The sequence below is a fragment of the Niallia yueguangensis genome (assembly GCF_052663115.1).
This window is the reverse complement of the sequence record NZ_JBQTCX010000005.1, coordinates 161756-177952: the sequence shown is the minus strand read 5'-3', so window position 1 is coordinate 177952 and position 16197 is coordinate 161756. Positions and strand designations below refer to the sequence as shown.

Annotated in this window: 12 protein-coding genes; 5 read left to right on the top strand and 7 right to left on the bottom strand. The window is 35.4% G+C overall.

The features are described from left to right. Window positions 1-12 precede the first annotated feature (12 nt). From nifD to modA, 6 genes are all read right to left on the bottom strand, one after another. Window positions 13-1446 (bottom strand): nitrogenase molybdenum-iron protein alpha chain, encoded by a 1434-nt coding sequence (nifD, locus tag ACTYA4_RS06985; RefSeq protein ID WP_443480574.1) that lies wholly within the window; start codon window positions 1444-1446, stop codon window positions 13-15. A 31-nt stretch (window positions 1447-1477) separates the two neighbouring features. Then, complete coding sequence (nifH, locus tag ACTYA4_RS06980) at window positions 1478-2353, bottom strand: nitrogenase iron protein (RefSeq protein WP_443480573.1); 876 nt, start codon at window positions 2351-2353, stop codon at window positions 1478-1480. 40 nt (window positions 2354-2393) lie between these two features. Beyond that, window positions 2394-3770 (bottom strand): nitrogenase cofactor biosynthesis protein NifB, encoded by a 1377-nt coding sequence (gene nifB / locus ACTYA4_RS06975; protein ID WP_443480572.1) that lies wholly within the window; start codon window positions 3768-3770, stop codon window positions 2394-2396. Window positions 3771-4454: 684 nt separating this feature from the next. Next, window positions 4455-5093 carry an ATP-binding cassette domain-containing protein gene (locus ACTYA4_RS06970; protein ID WP_443480571.1) on the bottom strand — a complete coding sequence of 213 codons (639 nt, stop codon included), beginning with the start codon at window positions 5091-5093 and terminating at the stop codon, window positions 4455-4457. Between the two features lie 20 nt (window positions 5094-5113). Beyond that, window positions 5114-5791, bottom strand: coding sequence for a molybdate ABC transporter permease subunit (modB, locus tag ACTYA4_RS06965; RefSeq protein ID WP_443480570.1), 678 nt, complete (start codon window positions 5789-5791; stop codon window positions 5114-5116). A gap of 95 nt (window positions 5792-5886) precedes the next feature. After that, window positions 5887-6690, bottom strand: coding sequence for a molybdate ABC transporter substrate-binding protein (modA, locus tag ACTYA4_RS06960; protein WP_443480569.1), 804 nt, complete (start codon window positions 6688-6690; stop codon window positions 5887-5889). A gap of 194 nt (window positions 6691-6884) precedes the next feature. Between modA and ACTYA4_RS06955 the strand changes: the two genes are divergently transcribed. From ACTYA4_RS06955 to ACTYA4_RS06935, 5 genes are all read left to right on the top strand, one after another. Then, window positions 6885-7838, top strand: coding sequence for a substrate-binding domain-containing protein (locus ACTYA4_RS06955; RefSeq protein WP_443480568.1), 954 nt, complete (start codon window positions 6885-6887; stop codon window positions 7836-7838). Between the two features lie 298 nt (window positions 7839-8136). Then, window positions 8137-9153, top strand: coding sequence for a 2-oxoacid:acceptor oxidoreductase family protein (locus ACTYA4_RS06950; RefSeq protein WP_443480567.1), 1017 nt, complete (start codon window positions 8137-8139; stop codon window positions 9151-9153). Then, entirely contained in the window at window positions 9154-11448 is a 2295-nt protein-coding gene (locus tag ACTYA4_RS06945; RefSeq protein WP_443480566.1) for a thiamine pyrophosphate-dependent enzyme, read from the top strand. A gap of 271 nt (window positions 11449-11719) precedes the next feature. Beyond that, complete coding sequence (shc, locus tag ACTYA4_RS06940; RefSeq protein WP_443480565.1) at window positions 11720-13603, top strand: squalene--hopene cyclase; 1884 nt, start codon at window positions 11720-11722, stop codon at window positions 13601-13603. Window positions 13604-13973: 370 nt separating this feature from the next. Beyond that, window positions 13974-15155, top strand: a complete 1182-nt coding sequence (locus ACTYA4_RS06935; protein WP_443480564.1) for a DHH family phosphoesterase — start codon at window positions 13974-13976, stop codon at window positions 15153-15155. 78 nt (window positions 15156-15233) lie between these two features. Here the strand turns inward: ACTYA4_RS06935 and ACTYA4_RS06930 are convergent, their stop codons facing one another. Further along, window positions 15234-16178 (bottom strand): sugar ABC transporter substrate-binding protein, encoded by a 945-nt coding sequence (locus tag ACTYA4_RS06930; RefSeq protein ID WP_443480563.1) that lies wholly within the window; start codon window positions 16176-16178, stop codon window positions 15234-15236. Between the last annotated feature and the right edge of the window lie 19 nt (window positions 16179-16197).

The following is a 16197-nucleotide window of genomic DNA, read 5'->3' as shown; positions in this document are numbered from 1 at the left end:
CCCCTTTTCTGCTTAAAATGGTGCCTTTACTAAATCCCAAACTGGACTGTTAATAGCCGTATCCATATCTTGTGCAAAGACTTTAAAGCCATCAAAACCATGATATGGACCACTATAATCCCATGAATGCATTTGTCTAAATGGAACACCTAATTTATGGTACACATATTTCTCTTTAACACCTGCACCCATTAAATCAATATCCAATTTATCAGATAAAAATTCTACATCATATGCACCTGGATCATCATAAAGAATCGTACCTTCTTTTAACTCAGTAATTGTTTTTTCATAATCATCTTTATGAGCGAATTCATATCCAGTTGCCACAATTTCCATTCCAAGATCTTCATATGCGCCAATCGTATGTCTTGAACGTAATCCCCCAATGATGAGCATTACTTTTTTACCTTCTAAACGAGGGCGGTATTTCTGAATAATTTCTTCCGTCTCTGCTTGATATGCTGCGATTACTCTTTCAGCATTAGCCTGTATTGTTTCATCAAAATGAGCAGCAATAGCACGTAAGCTTTCAATTGTTTTAGTTGGTCCAAAGAAATTATATTCCATCCAAGGAATACCATATTCTTTTTCCATTGTTTTCGCCATATAGTTCATAGAACGATAACAGTGGATTAAATTCAGTTTGGACTTATGCGTAATTCCCAATTCATTAATGGAACCATCCCCGGACCATTGAGCAATTACTCTTAAACCAATTTCTTCTAACAAGATACGAGATGCCCATGCGTCTCCACCTATGTTATAGTCACCAATTATTGCTACATCATATGGTCCAGCTTCTTCAAGCTCACGAGTTCCCATAACATGGTCACGTATGGTATCATTAGCAATATGATGACCTAAAGACTGGCTCACTCCCCGGAATCCTTCGCAACGAACCGGTATAACAGGAATGTCAAGTTCTTTGGTCATTTTTTTGCCGACCGCTTCAATATCATCTCCAATTAGTCCTACAGGACATTCGGATTGAATGGAAATGCCTTTTGCTAATGGGAACATTTCTTTTACTTCTTTACATAATGCTTCTAGCTTTTTATCCCCACCGAAGACAATATCGCGCTCTTGGAAATCAGTTGTCACTTGCATAACAGTGAAATTATTAACGCCTAATGTGCCATTCGCATAGTTTCTTCTAGTTCCCCAACTATATTGTCCGCATCCTACCGGACCATGGCTTATGTGAATCATATCTTTAATTGGGCCCCAAACCACCCCTTTGGATCCTGCATAAGCACAACCACGAATAGTCATAACACCTGGGCGTGATTTAATATTAGACTTAACGGAACATTTTCCACTTTCAATACTTTCTTCATCTACTACTTGAAAATGTTTCTTTTTAAATTTCTTCGTTCTTTCCGGATAGACCTCAAGCAATTCCTCAATGATTTGCTGTTTATCAGTAATTTCTTTTGTACTCAATTCATATCACCTCCATTTTGGATAATATAATTTATTTTGCTGAAGCCTCTTTTTCTTCTAATTTTTTAATTTGAGTTTCGTCATCCTCGATAACACCATACTCCATTAATAATTCTTCTAATTCTTCCATTTCAATTGGAGTTGGGATATTTAACATTTTATTATCAAGAATTTTTTGTGCTAATATTTCATATTCTTTTGCTTGTGGATCTTCTGGTTTATATTGCGCAACCGTCTGTTTACGCAATTCAGCATGCTGTACTACGTTATTTCTTGGAACAAAGTGAATCATTTGTGTATTTAATCGGCGAGCAAGTTCTGAGATAAGCTCCGCTTCACGGTCTGTATTACGGCTGTTACAAATTAAGCCACCTAAACGTACTCCACCGCTATTTGCATATTTTAAAATTCCTCGGGCGATATTATTAGCAGCATACATTGCCATCATTTCTCCGGAACAGACAATGTAGATTTCTTGTGCTTTATTTTCACGAATCGGCATTGCAAATCCACCACATACAACATCCCCTAAAACGTCATACGATACAAAATCTAACCCTTCATATGCTCCTTCTTCTTCTAGGAAATTGATAGAAGTGATAATTCCACGACCAGCGCAACCAACACCTGGCTCTGGACCACCCGATTCTACGCATAAAATATCTCCAAATCCTGTATCTAATACATCATCTAATTCTAAATCTTCCACTGTACCCATCTGAGCAGCAAGCTCTAATACTGTACTTTGTGCTTTCGTATTTAAAATTAAACGAGTTGAATCCGCTTTTGGGTCACAACCTACAATCATAATTTTTTGACCGAATTTTGTAGCTAATTGAGCCAAAGTATTTTGAGAAGTTGTTGATTTTCCAATTCCACCTTTACCATAAAAAGCTATTTGACGCATTTGATTTTCCCCCTCAAGTTTTTTGAATTTTGAGATTTTTTTAACTAAAAATTGGTTCAGAACTATTCATATAGCGGTAAAATTTGCTGCTTTCATAAAGCAGTTCCTCTATATCACCAGATTTTACAAAAGGAACAATTCCTCTATCTAACAAATATTTTTTTGGTGTTTCACCAATCCCAGAACTTAATAACATCTGACAATCTTTTAAAATTTCTGCCGTTTCTGCTAAAATTGGACCTTTATTCGTCCCACAGTTCACTTTACCGACACAGTAAGATTGAACTTTTCTTACACCTACAAACTTTATGGAATCATTTTGAACATCAAATATTAAAAACTCTTTTGCGTGGCCAAAATGCAAGTTTACTCTTGCATTCCCACGAGTAGTGGCTGCAATTCTTACAGCAGGAGAAGGAGATGCTATTTCTTCTCTTATTTTAGCTGCTCTTTCCTGTTTCTTTTGTTTGTTTTGCTTTACTTTCATTTCAAGCTCATCTTGAAATTGCTTTCTAGCTTCAAGATCATAACGGACAGGATAGTCCATAATATTTTCCTTTGAAAACTCAGCACTTCTGTCTTCCCCTAGTAGACCAATAGCATCAGCACGACATTGTCTACAATGTTTCATCATTTTTAAACTTCCTGAACACTTTTCCTGAATTTGCTGTACTTCTTTAGCAGTCGGATTTCTAACTCCATTTTTTTCAAAAACAGTATCTGGAGTAACAATTAAAGGCATAATGTTATGAACAAAGGCACCTCTGTCCTTAACCGCCTTCGAAATTTCTTCCATATGATGGTCGTTTACACCTGGTATTAAAACAGAATTAACTTTACATAAGATTCCACGCTCTGTTAATGCTTCCAGTCCTTTTAACTGGTTATTAATTAAAATTTCTGCTGCCTCTAATCCTTTATATCGTTTACCTTCATAGAATATCCATGAATAAACATGCTGCCCGATTAATGGATTTACTGCATTAATTGTTATCGTTACATGATCGATATTCAATTCATGTATTGTATCCACAAATTCCAATAGCCGTAATCCATTTGTACTTAAACATAACTTTAAATCCGGAGCTTGTTCTGCAATGCCACGAAAAGTATCAAACGTTTTTTGTGGATTTGCTAAAGGATCTCCAGGACCAGCAATACCAATAACGGAAGTTTGCTGAATTTCACCTGCAACTATTAAAGCTTTTTTTACTGCCTCTTCTGGTTTTAATACTTCACTTACTACACCCGGTCTACTTTCGTTTGCACAATCAAATTTGCGGCTGCAATAATTGCATTGAATATTGCATGCCGGTGCTACAGGTACATGCATACGTGCAAAATAGTGATGAGCATCCTCACTATAGCAAGGGTGACGGGCAATTCGATCTTCTAGTTCTTGATTAATCGTCTTCACACTCTCTCCCTCCCTGAAAATATGTTTTTTTCTAAACACGAATGCACCTTTTAATGCTTTGCCACTATTTTCTTTTATCAATCACTCTCCCACTTTTAGGTTTTACTAGGAGGTTTCCAACATGCCAGTGTTATAAATGACATTAATTGGAATTCTCTGTTGTTATTTCGATAATATTTTTTGTGCATTTTTAAATCAATATAATTGTCAGATAATATGACACCCTTTTTTGTAAAAACGTTTCCATTATGCTGTTTTATTCAATAAATCGTAACAATTACAGATTTCTATAGGAAAATATATCCGTTTTTCACAAAAATTCAAAATGAAATATCGTTTATCGTCTACTTCTTCAGAAATTTTTTATTAAATTTGGCTGTGTTAAAGCTAATTGTTGATTTTGATACTTTGTTGATTAAAGCGGAAGGCGTGAGACTCCTGCGGGAAATGCGAGTCAAAAGGAGACCCCACAGGAGCATAGCGACGAGGAGGCCCGGCACTCGTCCGCGGAAAGCGAAGTGTATTCAGGCTACGGGTTACATAACAACAATCTATACGAAAAGAGCCTTATAAAAAAAGGGGATAAAATTCATAAGAATTGCCATTAGCTATATTCTGCTAATGGCAATCGATAAACAATTTCTATACTAATTATTCAGCTTGTCCAACCAATTATTACACGCATCAACTTACTGATAATTGCTCACTATCGACAATTTGTCCCTGTCTCATATGCAATATACGGCTTCCTAATTTTTTTGCTTCTTCATAATCATGTGTAACCATGATTATTGGTATTTTCCAAATATCATGAAGTCTTAAAAGTTCTAAATGACATTCATTTTTTGTTTGCTGATCCAGGCTTGAGAACGGTTCATCAAGCAACAGTATTTTTGGTTCCGTCGATAGCGCACGAGCTAATGCAACACGTTGTTTTTCGCCGCCTGAAATTTGTTTTGGATATTTTTTCAACAAATGTTCAATGCCAATTACATGAACTAGGCGATCCATAAGCTCTTGACTTTTCATGCCATATTGAATGTTTTTTTCCACCGTCATATGGGGAAATAACGCAAAATCCTGAAATAAATAACCAATATTTCGTTTTTGTATTTTTAAAGGCTTTTCATTTGTCTGATAAAAAACGCAATCGTTTAGTCGGATGATGCCTTCATCTGGATGATCCAAGCCGGCAATACAGTTTAACACCGTTGTTTTTCCGGAACCTGACTTGCCAAAAAGAATAATAATATTATTTTCTGCTACTAATTCCATATCCAAAGTAAAATGCGGAAGATGTTTTTTTATTTGTATGGCAAGCATGTGCTTATTCTCCTTTCTTCTCACTTTTCACTTTTATATTTCAACATATTGCGTTTACTCCACCAGTTCAGCCAAATAATAGCACAAAACCCAAGTATGATAAGGATTACTACCCAATAGTTTGCCATGTCTGCATTACCTGATTGAACAGCAAAATATATGGTAAGTGGAATAGTGTCGGTTTTACCAGGAATAAAGCCAGCAATCATTAATGTTGCTCCAAACTCACCTAATGATCTGGCAAAAGTTAACACAAGTCCTGCCAGAAGTCCTGGCCATGCTAGCGGAAAAGAAACAGTCCAAAACACTCTCCATCTAGTAGCCCCCATCGTTAATGCTGCATTTTCTAAGTTTTTTTCATAGTTTTGAAAAGCTGCTGAAGCACTTTGATACATTAAAGGAAACGCAACTACTATCGATGCAATAACGGCTCCAATCCATGTAAATACAATCTGAAAATCAAACCATTGCAGAAGTAGTTTCCCAACCAGTCCGTTTTTACCGAAAAAATAAAGAATCGAAAACCCAACTACGGTTGGCGGCAGTACCATTGGCAATAATATCACCGCTTCTACTACACTTTTCCCAAAAAAATCTCTACGCGCTATGAGTTTTGCTAAAACAACGCCTAATATAAAAACAATACAGGTAGCAATACTCGCAACTTTCAATGACAAAAATAGAGGTGTATAATCCATATATGTTAATAACTCCCTACTTGAAGTAAACTAAAAACTTTTTTAATATTCAGATTTCAAAAGGCGTTTGAATACTGAATCCTTATAAAGAAAAACTATTTTTTAAATCCGTATTTGCTTAAAATTTCTTGCGCCTCATCTGTTAATAAAAAGTTTACAAACTCTGTTGCTTCATCAGGATTTTTCGATTCATTTAAAACAGCTGCCGGATAAATAATTGGTTTATGCCATGCCGAATCTGCTTCTGCAAGGACTTTTACTTTATCTGATGTACTAGCATCACTAGAATACACAAAGCCAATATCTGTATTTCCTGATTCTACGTATGTTAAAGTTTGTACTACATCACTGCCAAACACAAAATGTTTTTCTAATTCTTTCCATTTGTTGATTTTTTCAAGGGCTTCTTTCGTATAAGTTCCTGCAGGTACGCTTTTTGGATCACCGATTGCAACTTGACCAATTGCATCTGCTTTTATATCGTTAAAGGACTTAATAGCAAGATCGCTATCTTTTTCAGTGATTAGAACAATTTTATTTCCTGAAAAGTCTTTTCTTGTATCATCTTTAATTAATTTGCCATCAGCCAACGTATTCATCCATTTTTGATCTGCTGACAGAAAAACATCCGCCGGTGCACCTTGTTGAATTTGTTGAGCTAAAGTTCCTGAGCTCCCAAAGTTATTGACAAACTTTACTTCTGAATGAGATTTTTGAAATGCTTTTTGCAAGTCTGCCATTGCACCTTTTAAACTAGCAGCAGCTGAAATATTTAATTCTACTGTTTCTTTTTGTGTTTCTTTTGGTGTGTCTTTGGTTGTTTTTTCATTTGCCCCACATGCTGCTAAAAGTAAAAGGGCAAAACTGAAAAAAAATGCTAATACGTGTTTTCTTTTCATCTCTTGTTTCCTCCTTATAATTATTAACTATAATTAAATATAACTAAACATCACAATAAATAAAAAACAATATTTCGATAAATATATTTAGTTATGTTTAAATATAATTAGTTATTTGTGATTATAAGTGTGATTTAAAAGTTAGTAAATGGTAAAATGAAAAAAATTTCAAAAAAATTTTTGGGGGATTAATGATGAATCATAATGAATCCTTTACAACTGAAGAGATTGCCGATATTTTAAAGGTTTCCAAATTAACTGTTTATGACCTTATAAAAAAAGGGAAAATTAAAGCCTATAGAGTTGGCAGGCAAATGCGAGTAGATGCTGAAGACTTAGAAATTTTTAAAAATAATGCGAAGGAGACACTGGTAGACCGCAAAGAGAAAGATACATCGCAAACAACTGTTGATATTGATCATTATTTTAATAATCCGTTGACAAACCATCGCTCCATTATTATTAGTGGACAAGATAGTTCTTTGGATATTTTAGCAAAACATTTTGAATTAAGGGGAAAAGCATATAGGCCTCTTCGCTCTTATATTGGCAGTTTAAATGGATTACTAGCCTTGTATAACGGAGAAGCGGATATTGTAAGTACACACTTATATGACGGGGAAACTAGTTCTTATAATATTCCTTATTTAAAAAAACTGCTTGTCAGTCATTCCTTTATCGTTATGAGGTATATTACAAGGAAAGCTGGCTTGTATATTGAACTTGGAAATCCAAAAAATATTAAAGGCTGGACCGATTTAAAACGTAATGATATTAAGATCCTTAATAGAGAAATAGGTTCGGGAGCCCGAATACTACTGGATGAACAATTAAAACTGCATCATATAAAAAAAGAAGAGGTAAATGGTTATCATCATGAATGTATGAGCCACTATAGTGTAGCCGCAGGCATTAACCAAGGAAAAGCAGACATCGGAATAGGAATTGAAAAAGCATCCTACACAGCAGGGATTGATTTTATCCCACTTATTACAGAAAGCTACGATTTAGTGATTCTTAAATCAGAAAAAAATAGAGAGCTCATTCAACTAATAAAAGAATTATTAACGTCAAAAGAGTTCAAAAACGAATTAAAAGCTGTTGGATATGATGCCGTGGAAACAGGAAAAATCATTTATGAACAATAAGAACTGGCTAGCGTCTTTACTAATGGCTCTGTTAAAAAAACAAGATGCCTCACTAATTTACATCGAAAATTAGTGAGGCATCTTGTTTTTGTTCAATTTTTCGTCACTTTTAAACGGAATTTTTAAGAACTCATCATATAGAATCTAGAAAGTTACGATAATTGTCACAGCTTAACAAAGATTTATCTATTAGAATAAAAGCTATACTCATTTTTTAAATTTTCTGTTTTTTTCTGAATATTTCTACTTTTCAACGCAGTTCAACGTATTCAAAATTATGCTATGAGGGGGGAGTTCAATGTCTATATTACCGACTAAAAATGAACTCGGTTTTTTTGAAATTCGATTAGAATCAATTGGTGGATTAGGTGCAAACCTTGCAGGAAAGATGCTAGCTGAATCTGGTGTACTTGGCCTCGGTTTAAACGGCGCAAATTTTTCCTCCTATGGATCCGAAAAAAAAGGATCTCCAGTAAAAAGTTTTATTCGTTTCTGTGATCCAGATACAGAAATCCGGGCACACAGCCCTATTGAAGAGCCTCATGTTATCGGTATATTCCATGAGGCATTATACAAATCTGTCAATGTTACAAGTGGTTTTAATCCAAATGGAATCATCTTGGTTAACTCAGCTAGAGACTTTGATGATGTAAAAAGAGATCTCAATCTGGAATATGGAAAACTTGCAATTGTTGATGCTCTTCAAATTGCTGTAAAAGAAAAAACAAGAGTTAACACTGCTATGCTTGGAGCCCTATTTCGCATTTGTGATTTTCTTGACCCTGATGCGATGCGAAATGTAATAAGAAAAACATTTGAAAAAAAATATCCTCATCTTGTGGAATCCAACATTCGAACATTTGATAGAGGGTATAACGAAGTAACTTTTAAAACTTATGAAACTCCTCAAGATGCTCACATAAAACCATTTTCACGACCACGTTCATCACTAGGATATGATAACCAGCTAATTGGTGGTGTTATTACTGCACAAGGAAATAGCCTTGTAAAAGATTTAGGTGGATCTCGCCAAGGGTTCTTACCGAAATTCGACAAAGAAAGCTGCATAAGCTGTGCTTCTTGTGATGCCGTTTGTCCAGACCTTTGCTTTGTTTGGGATAAAAAAGTAAACAAAAAAGGACGTACGATTATGTCTTTACAAGGAATTGATTACCAATATTGCAAAGGATGTTTAAAATGTCTTGAAGCATGCCCGACTAGTGCACTTAGCTCTGTTCGAGAAACAGAAGGATTTACGGAAACACATCAAGTAAAACAAGAGTTTCCTTATGTAACTACAGGGGGGAGTTTATAAATGTCAGTATTAGAGAATGATTTAATTATTCAAAATGCTCCGGTGCAAGTAACAACATTTGAATCTGGGAATGAAATGGCTGCAATGGCCGCTGCACAAATCAATTATCATGTTATGGGTTATTTCCCAATCACCCCATCAACAGAGGTAGCTCAATATTTGGACCAAATGAAAACTCGTGGAGAACATGATATTCAATTGATTCCAGCTGATGGAGAACATGGCTCTGCTGGAATATGCTACGGAGCTGCAGCTACAGGAGCTCGTGTTGTGAATGCAACAAGTGCTAATGGGTTTATGTATATGCTAGAACAAATGCCTGTTCAATCGGGAACACGCTTTCCGATGGTATTAAACCTTGTTACTCGTGCTATCAGCGGACCACTGGATATCCGCGGAGATCATTCTGATTTATATTTTGCTTTAAATACCGGTTGGGTTATTATAACTGCAAGAACACCACAAGCGGTTTATGACTTAAATATTATGGCCTTAAAAATTGCCGAACACGCAAAAGTTCGTTTGCCAGTAATTGTTGCTTACGACGGGTTCTTTACTTCCCATCAAAAAAGAAAAGTACAGTATTTTAAAGATAAAAAAGTAGTACAAGATTTTGTTGGTCCTTGTCCAACTGACTATCCAGCTATTCGAGATCCGAAGAAGCCAGTAACCATAGGAGCTCATATGAACGGAGATGATTTGCTGAATAACCATTATCAGCAGTCAGAAGCTATGTATCAGGCAAAAGATGTATTTGCTGAAATCTCCAAAGAATTTGAAAAAATGTCTGGCCGATCTTATCCAATTATAGACGTTTATATGATGGAAGATGCGGAAGTTGCTTTATTCCTTCTTAATTCAGCGGCTGAAACAGCTAAAGATGTAGTCGATCAGTTACGTAAAAAAGGAATTAAAGCAGGTGTTATTAGTCCAAATATTATCCGTCCATTCCCTGCAGCAGAAATTAGAGAAGCTTTAAAAAATGTAAAAGCTTTATTAGTCGGGGAACGTGCTGATTCATATGGTGGAAATGGACCAAACTTAACCCATGAAGTAAAATCTGCTATTCAAGAAGATAAAAACAATGAAACAATCGTTTTAAGCAGAGTGTTCGGATTAGGCGGAAAAGATTTTTATGCAGATGACGCAGAGCAATTTTTTCAAATGACACTTGATGCATTAGATAAGGGATATGCAGAGAAGCCATTTGATTATTACGGACATTATATTGGTAAACCGGAAAACGACTTAACTCCTGTCATTGAACCTCAGTATGGAGAAGCTTATAATACTGGATTAATACAAGTTACTCCGGACGAAGATAATAACCGCTTAAATGTAAAAGTACCGCCTTTACGCTCTCTTGCAGTTAAGCCAAAAAGATTGGCACCAGGACATGGTGCATGTCCTGGCTGTGGAATTTTATCTGGCTTAGAATTATTTTTTAAAGGAATTGAAGGAGATGTGGTTGTTCTATTTCATACAGGCTGTGCTTATGTTGTCACAACTGCATATCCACACACTTCACATAAACAAACAATGATGCATAACTTATTCCAAAATGGACCAGCTACCCTTTCCGGAACAGTGGAAGCCTTTTTAGAATTGCAGCGACGAGGAGAAATTGAAGTTCAAGAGAACACCACTTTTGTCATGATCACAGGCGATGGCGGAATGGATATTGGGATGGGTTCTGCAATTGGAACCGCTTTAAGAAATCATAACTTAATCATGCTAGAGTATGATAATGAAGGCTATATGAATACTGGCTCACAATTGTCTTATTCTACACCTATTGGTCATATGACCAGTACAAGTGGCGTAGGGCGTGCACAAAAAGGAAAATCATTTCACCATAAGGACACTGCTCAAATTATGGCTGCAACCAATATTCCTTATGTGTTTACCGCTTCGGAAGCTTTCCCACAAGATTTAATTAAAAAAGCTGCTAAAGCGCAATGGTATGCTCAAAATGTTGGAACCGTATATGGAAAACTACTTGTATCCTGTCCTTTAAATTGGAAAGCAGAAGATCAATTCGGAACAAAAATAGTAGAAGCTGCTGTAAATTCCTGCTTCTTTCCACTATATGAAGTGGAAAATGGAATTACTACAATTACTTATGATCCTGAAGCTAAGGATAAAAAAGTTCCTTTAACAGAGTGGTTAAAATTTATGGGAAAAACTAAACACTTGTTAAAAGAAGAGAATAAAGAAATGTTAAATGATTTTAATAAAGAGGTTGAAAAAAGATGGAGTAAGTTAAAAGTAAAACACGAAAATGCTTTATTATAAATTCTAACCATTCCATGTAAGGCAAGGGCTATCATCCCTTGCCTTTTCTCCTTTCATATTCTTCATAAAATTTGCATATATACATATATAATAGAAGAAACTCGGATTATTTTATAAATCATCAGTTACTATATTCCATTTTTCTCCTACATCATTGAAAGACTAAACCCATTTTTTCTATTCATGAATATACCGCCTATTTGCGTACGTATATAAAGAGGATCTTCATTCAGCCGGATGGTTTACTTAGGATTGTGAGGTGACAGTATGAATGCTAATGAAAAAAATAGAGAAAGAAATAGGGAAAAGAATCAATGAATTAACGGAACTACAACATATAGATGGTTCCTGGAGGTTTCGATTTCAAGGCAGCTTAATAACAGATGCCTTTTTTATTATTACTTGTCGAGCATTGGATTTCACGGACGAAGAAAAAAATATTCAATTGCTGGTTAAAAGTTTAAAAGCATCCCAACACGATAAAGGATTTTGGCAGGCTTATAATGACGAACATAACGGCAATTTGTCTGCGACTGTTATTGCCTATACAGCTCTTTTATATTCCGGATATGTTGATAAAAATGATGAAAAAATGCAAAATGCAAAAACTTTTATTCTTGCAAACAGGGGGTTGGCAAAAACCCACTTTATGATTCGCTGGATGTTATCGGTTAATGGCATGTATCCATGGTCCAATATGATTTACATACCAATGACATTTTTACTTCTTCCTACCTACCAACCGATTAATTTTTTTCAATTTAGCTCATATGCCCGAATACATTTTATTCCTATGTTAATTGCATCAAATAAAAAGTTTGCTGTTCTTTCTAAACATACACCTAATATGGATGATCTATTTGACAGAAATATACCACTCTACCCTTCCTATTCAGAATTAAACGATACACGTTCACCATTATCACCTATTTGGAAAGAAATAAAGAAAATAGGCAAGCTTCCTATCTATATGCATAATCTTGGATATATGTATGCTGAGAAATATATACTCGACCGTTTGGAGGAAGATGGAACACTTTATAGCTACGCAACTGCTACTTTTTTTATGATCTATGGGTTGCTTGCTCTAGGTTATAAAAAAGATTCCATTGTAATCCAAAAAGCAATGAAAGGCCTTTCTTCCCTTATACATAAAAAAGGAAAATATATTCATTTGGAAAATTCATCTTCAACTGTTTGGGATACTGGTTTAATTAGTTATTCTTTACAACAAGCTGGTCTATCGATCGATACACCAGCTATTCAACGGTCTATATCCTATCTATTAAAAAAGCAGCATTCAAAAAAAGGAGACTGGGCCATTCATAATCCACGCATCAAACCTGGGGGATGGGGGTTTTCTAATATTAATACAAATAATCCAGATAATGATGATACTGCCGTTGTATTGCGTGCCTTAACAAAAATAGCCACTGTTGATAATAGAAGCTATCAAGCTTATCAAAGGGGGTTAACGTTTTTATTATCCATGCAGAATAGGGATGGAGGATGGGGTGCTTTTGAGAAAAATACAAACTGGGAGCTACTACAACATATCCCCATTGAAAATGCAAGAGATGCAGCTGTTGATCCTTCCACAGCAGATTTAACAGGGCGGGTATTAGAATACTTAGGCAATTTTGCTGGTCTAAACAAATCACACACTCCTATCCAAACAAGCATCAATTGGCTGCTTGACCATCAGCAAAAAAATGGCTCATGGTATGGCCGTTGGGGCGTATGTTATATCTATGGCACTTGGGCAGCAATAACTGGACTTATTGCAGTTGGTGTACAAAAGACAGATCCTAGCATTGTAAGAGCTGTAAAGTGGTTAAAAAGGATACAAAGACAAGACGGCGGATGGGGAGAGTCTTGCCAAAGCTGTGAGAAAATGTACTATGTCCCTTTACCCTTTAGTACAGAATCGCAAACGGCATGGGCAATCGATGCTTTAATTGCTGCAGGAGAAGCAAAAAGTGAAACTGTTTCAAAAGGAATACCCTTTCTTTTACAAGAAGTCAAAAATTCTAATAGCGTCGATTATCCAACAGGCATTGGCCTACCTCGTCAATTTTATATTCACTATCAAAGCTACAATAAAATATTTCCTTTACTTGCCCTTGCACATTATGCAAAAGAGTTTCGTAAATAAACCTATCATCTATTTAAAAAGCTCATTCTGGGGACTATTCACAGTAGTTCCCTTTCTTTTAAAGTAAGTATAAAAATAAGGCTGTTTTCGTATAGACTGTTGCTTTTAAACTCGCAGCCTGAATACACTTCGCTTTCCGTGAACGAGCGTCGAGCGCCTCCTCGTCGCATACGCTCCTGTGGGGTCTCGTCTTTCTTGCATTCCCACAGGAGTCTACGTGTATGCAGGCTGCTGAGTACTTCTTCTCCTATTGTTTTACGTAAAAAACAACAAACTTTAAGAAAACAGCCAAAAATAATAAAAGAAAAATGTAACAAACGGTTCTATTTTTTCCATATTAGATTATACTATTGGGCAGAGGTGAAAAAAAATGTACAAATTGTTATCACATAATGATTTAGATGGTATCGGCTGTGGAATTTTAGCAAAGCTTGCTTTTGGAGAAAAGGTGGAAGTACGTTATAATTCTGTTTCCAGTTTAAATCAAGAAGTAGAGAAATTCCTGCAACAGGAAGAGAATCATCCTTTTCTATTCATAACCGATCTTTCTGTTAATGAAGAAAATACGAAAAGATTAGATGCATTTTATAAAAAAGGAGGAAAGGTGCAATTAATTGATCATCATAAAACAGCTTTACATTTAAATGATCATGAATGGGGATATGTATCAGTTGAAGATGCTGACGGAAATTTAACATCGGCTACTTCTTTATTATACGAATATCTTGTTCAGCATGATTATCTTACTCCATCCGATTGTATTACTGAGTTTGTTGAGCTTGTAAGACAATACGATACTTGGGATTGGGAGAAGAATGACAACCAGCAAGCGAAAAGATTAAATGCCCTGTTTTTCCTGATTTCAATGGGAGAATTCGAAGACAAAATGATGGCAAAACTTCAAGAAAGCGATCATTTCTTTTTTGATGATCTCGAAGAAAAGATTTTAGAGATGGAAGACAGTAAGATTGAACGATATATTCGCCGCAAAAGACGGGAGCTTGTTCAGACAGAAATAGACGGATACTTTGCTGGTGTTGTGTATGCAGAATCGTATCATTCAGAGCTTGGGAATGAACTCGGCAAAGAATATCCACATTTAGATTACATCGCCATTCTGAATATTGGCGGTAAAAGAATGGGTTTCCGAACGATTCATGATCATGTGGATGTTTCTAAAATCGCAGGACAATACGGTGGCGGTGGCCACGCAAAAGCTTCTGGCTGCACCTTAACAACAGACGCATACAAAAACTTTGTGACAGATACATTCCCGCTTGAACCGTTAAGAGAAGATGTCAGAAAAAATACCTTTAATATAAAAGAGTCTCCATTAGGCACGTTATACGAAAATAAGGCAGAAGAAACATTTTTTCTTTATCCTTTAACGAATAAAGAATGGGCCATTGACTATAAAAAACAACAGCTTCCAGAAAGATTTTCTTCCTTTATAGAAGGAGAAAGCTTTATTAAAAGAAATCATGCAGCATGGCTGGCAAAAGACTATAAATTTACAAGCTATTTAATCGCCTATGTAAAAAATAAAAAGTAAGCATACCAAAAAATAATGTGGCTGTCTAAAATCATTTAAGTACAGCCACATTACCTCTATTTCCTTAAAACCCCTGCATTATTCATTTTGAGTTATTTTTTCAATAAATGACATTTTACTTTTTGCATTATCTCTCGTAATGATATCGACATTACTATCTATTTCCTTATTCACTTTCTTCCCATCAATTGCCTTAAGAGCATTTTCTACACTAATATAACCCATATCATATGGATTTTGGGCAATAGTAGATTTTAAGGTGCCCTTTTCAATTAATTCAACCATTTTTATAATGCCATCCGCACCTACAACAGGAATCTCTAATTTTTTTTCTTGTAAAATCTTCATTACTTTAAGGGCTGTAATGTCATCTCCGGCAAATATTCCTTTTAGCTTAGGATTCGTTTGAAGAACTCTGGTAAGTATCTGTTCAATTTTTTCTCCATGTTCCGATTGATCCTCAATAATTGTATGAATGCCAGCATTATTTAAGGTTTCATTTGCTCCTTCAATCCGATCTCCAATGACAATATCATTAGATTTCCAACCCATAAGTAATATTTTATCATTCGGCTGGGCCATAGATGACAGTAGTTCACCTGCTTTTTTACCTAATGCAATATTATTTGTTCCGATAAATGAAGTTTTATCCAACCATTCTAAATTTGTATCAACAAGTAAAACGGGAATGTTATTTTTCTTATATTCCTTTAATATCGGTATAAAAGCCTTCGGATGATCAGGAGAAAATATTAATGCATCTGGTTTTTCCTCTAACACTTGTTTTAGGATGACTAGCTGCGTTTCGTTCGTATTGTCCATTGCCAGCACTTTTCCCTCTACTTCATAATTAGTAAAGGCATTTTCTAGACCAGCAATCATCATCCTCCAATAATCTGTTTTTGTTTCTTTTAAAACTACTACTATCTTAGGTTTTTTTTGATTCATTTCTTTTATTATATAACTTAATAATCCACCAAAAAAAACGATACATACTAATATGATAAACCATTTTTTTCGCAACTATTATTCTCCTATCTTA

Coding starts and splice junctions, on each gene's coding strand:
- ACTYA4_RS06950 (WP_443480567.1), top strand. CDS start 8,137: ATGTCTATATTACCGACTAAAAATGAACTCGGTTTTTTTGAAATTCGA.
- ACTYA4_RS06970 (WP_443480571.1), bottom strand. CDS start 5,093: ATGCTTGCCATACAAATAAAAAAACATCTTCCGCATTTTACTTTGGAT.
- modB (WP_443480570.1), bottom strand. CDS start 5,791: ATGGATTATACACCTCTATTTTTGTCATTGAAAGTTGCGAGTATTGCT.
- ACTYA4_RS06945 (WP_443480566.1), top strand. CDS start 9,154: ATGTCAGTATTAGAGAATGATTTAATTATTCAAAATGCTCCGGTGCAA.
- nifH (WP_443480573.1), bottom strand. CDS start 2,353: ATGCGTCAAATAGCTTTTTATGGTAAAGGTGGAATTGGAAAATCAACA.
- modA (WP_443480569.1), bottom strand. CDS start 6,690: ATGAAAAGAAAACACGTATTAGCATTTTTTTTCAGTTTTGCCCTTTTA.
- ACTYA4_RS06955 (WP_443480568.1), top strand. CDS start 6,885: ATGAATCATAATGAATCCTTTACAACTGAAGAGATTGCCGATATTTTA.
- ACTYA4_RS06935 (WP_443480564.1), top strand. CDS start 13,974: ATGTACAAATTGTTATCACATAATGATTTAGATGGTATCGGCTGTGGA.
- shc (WP_443480565.1), top strand. CDS start 11,720: ATGCTAATGAAAAAAATAGAGAAAGAAATAGGGAAAAGAATCAATGAA.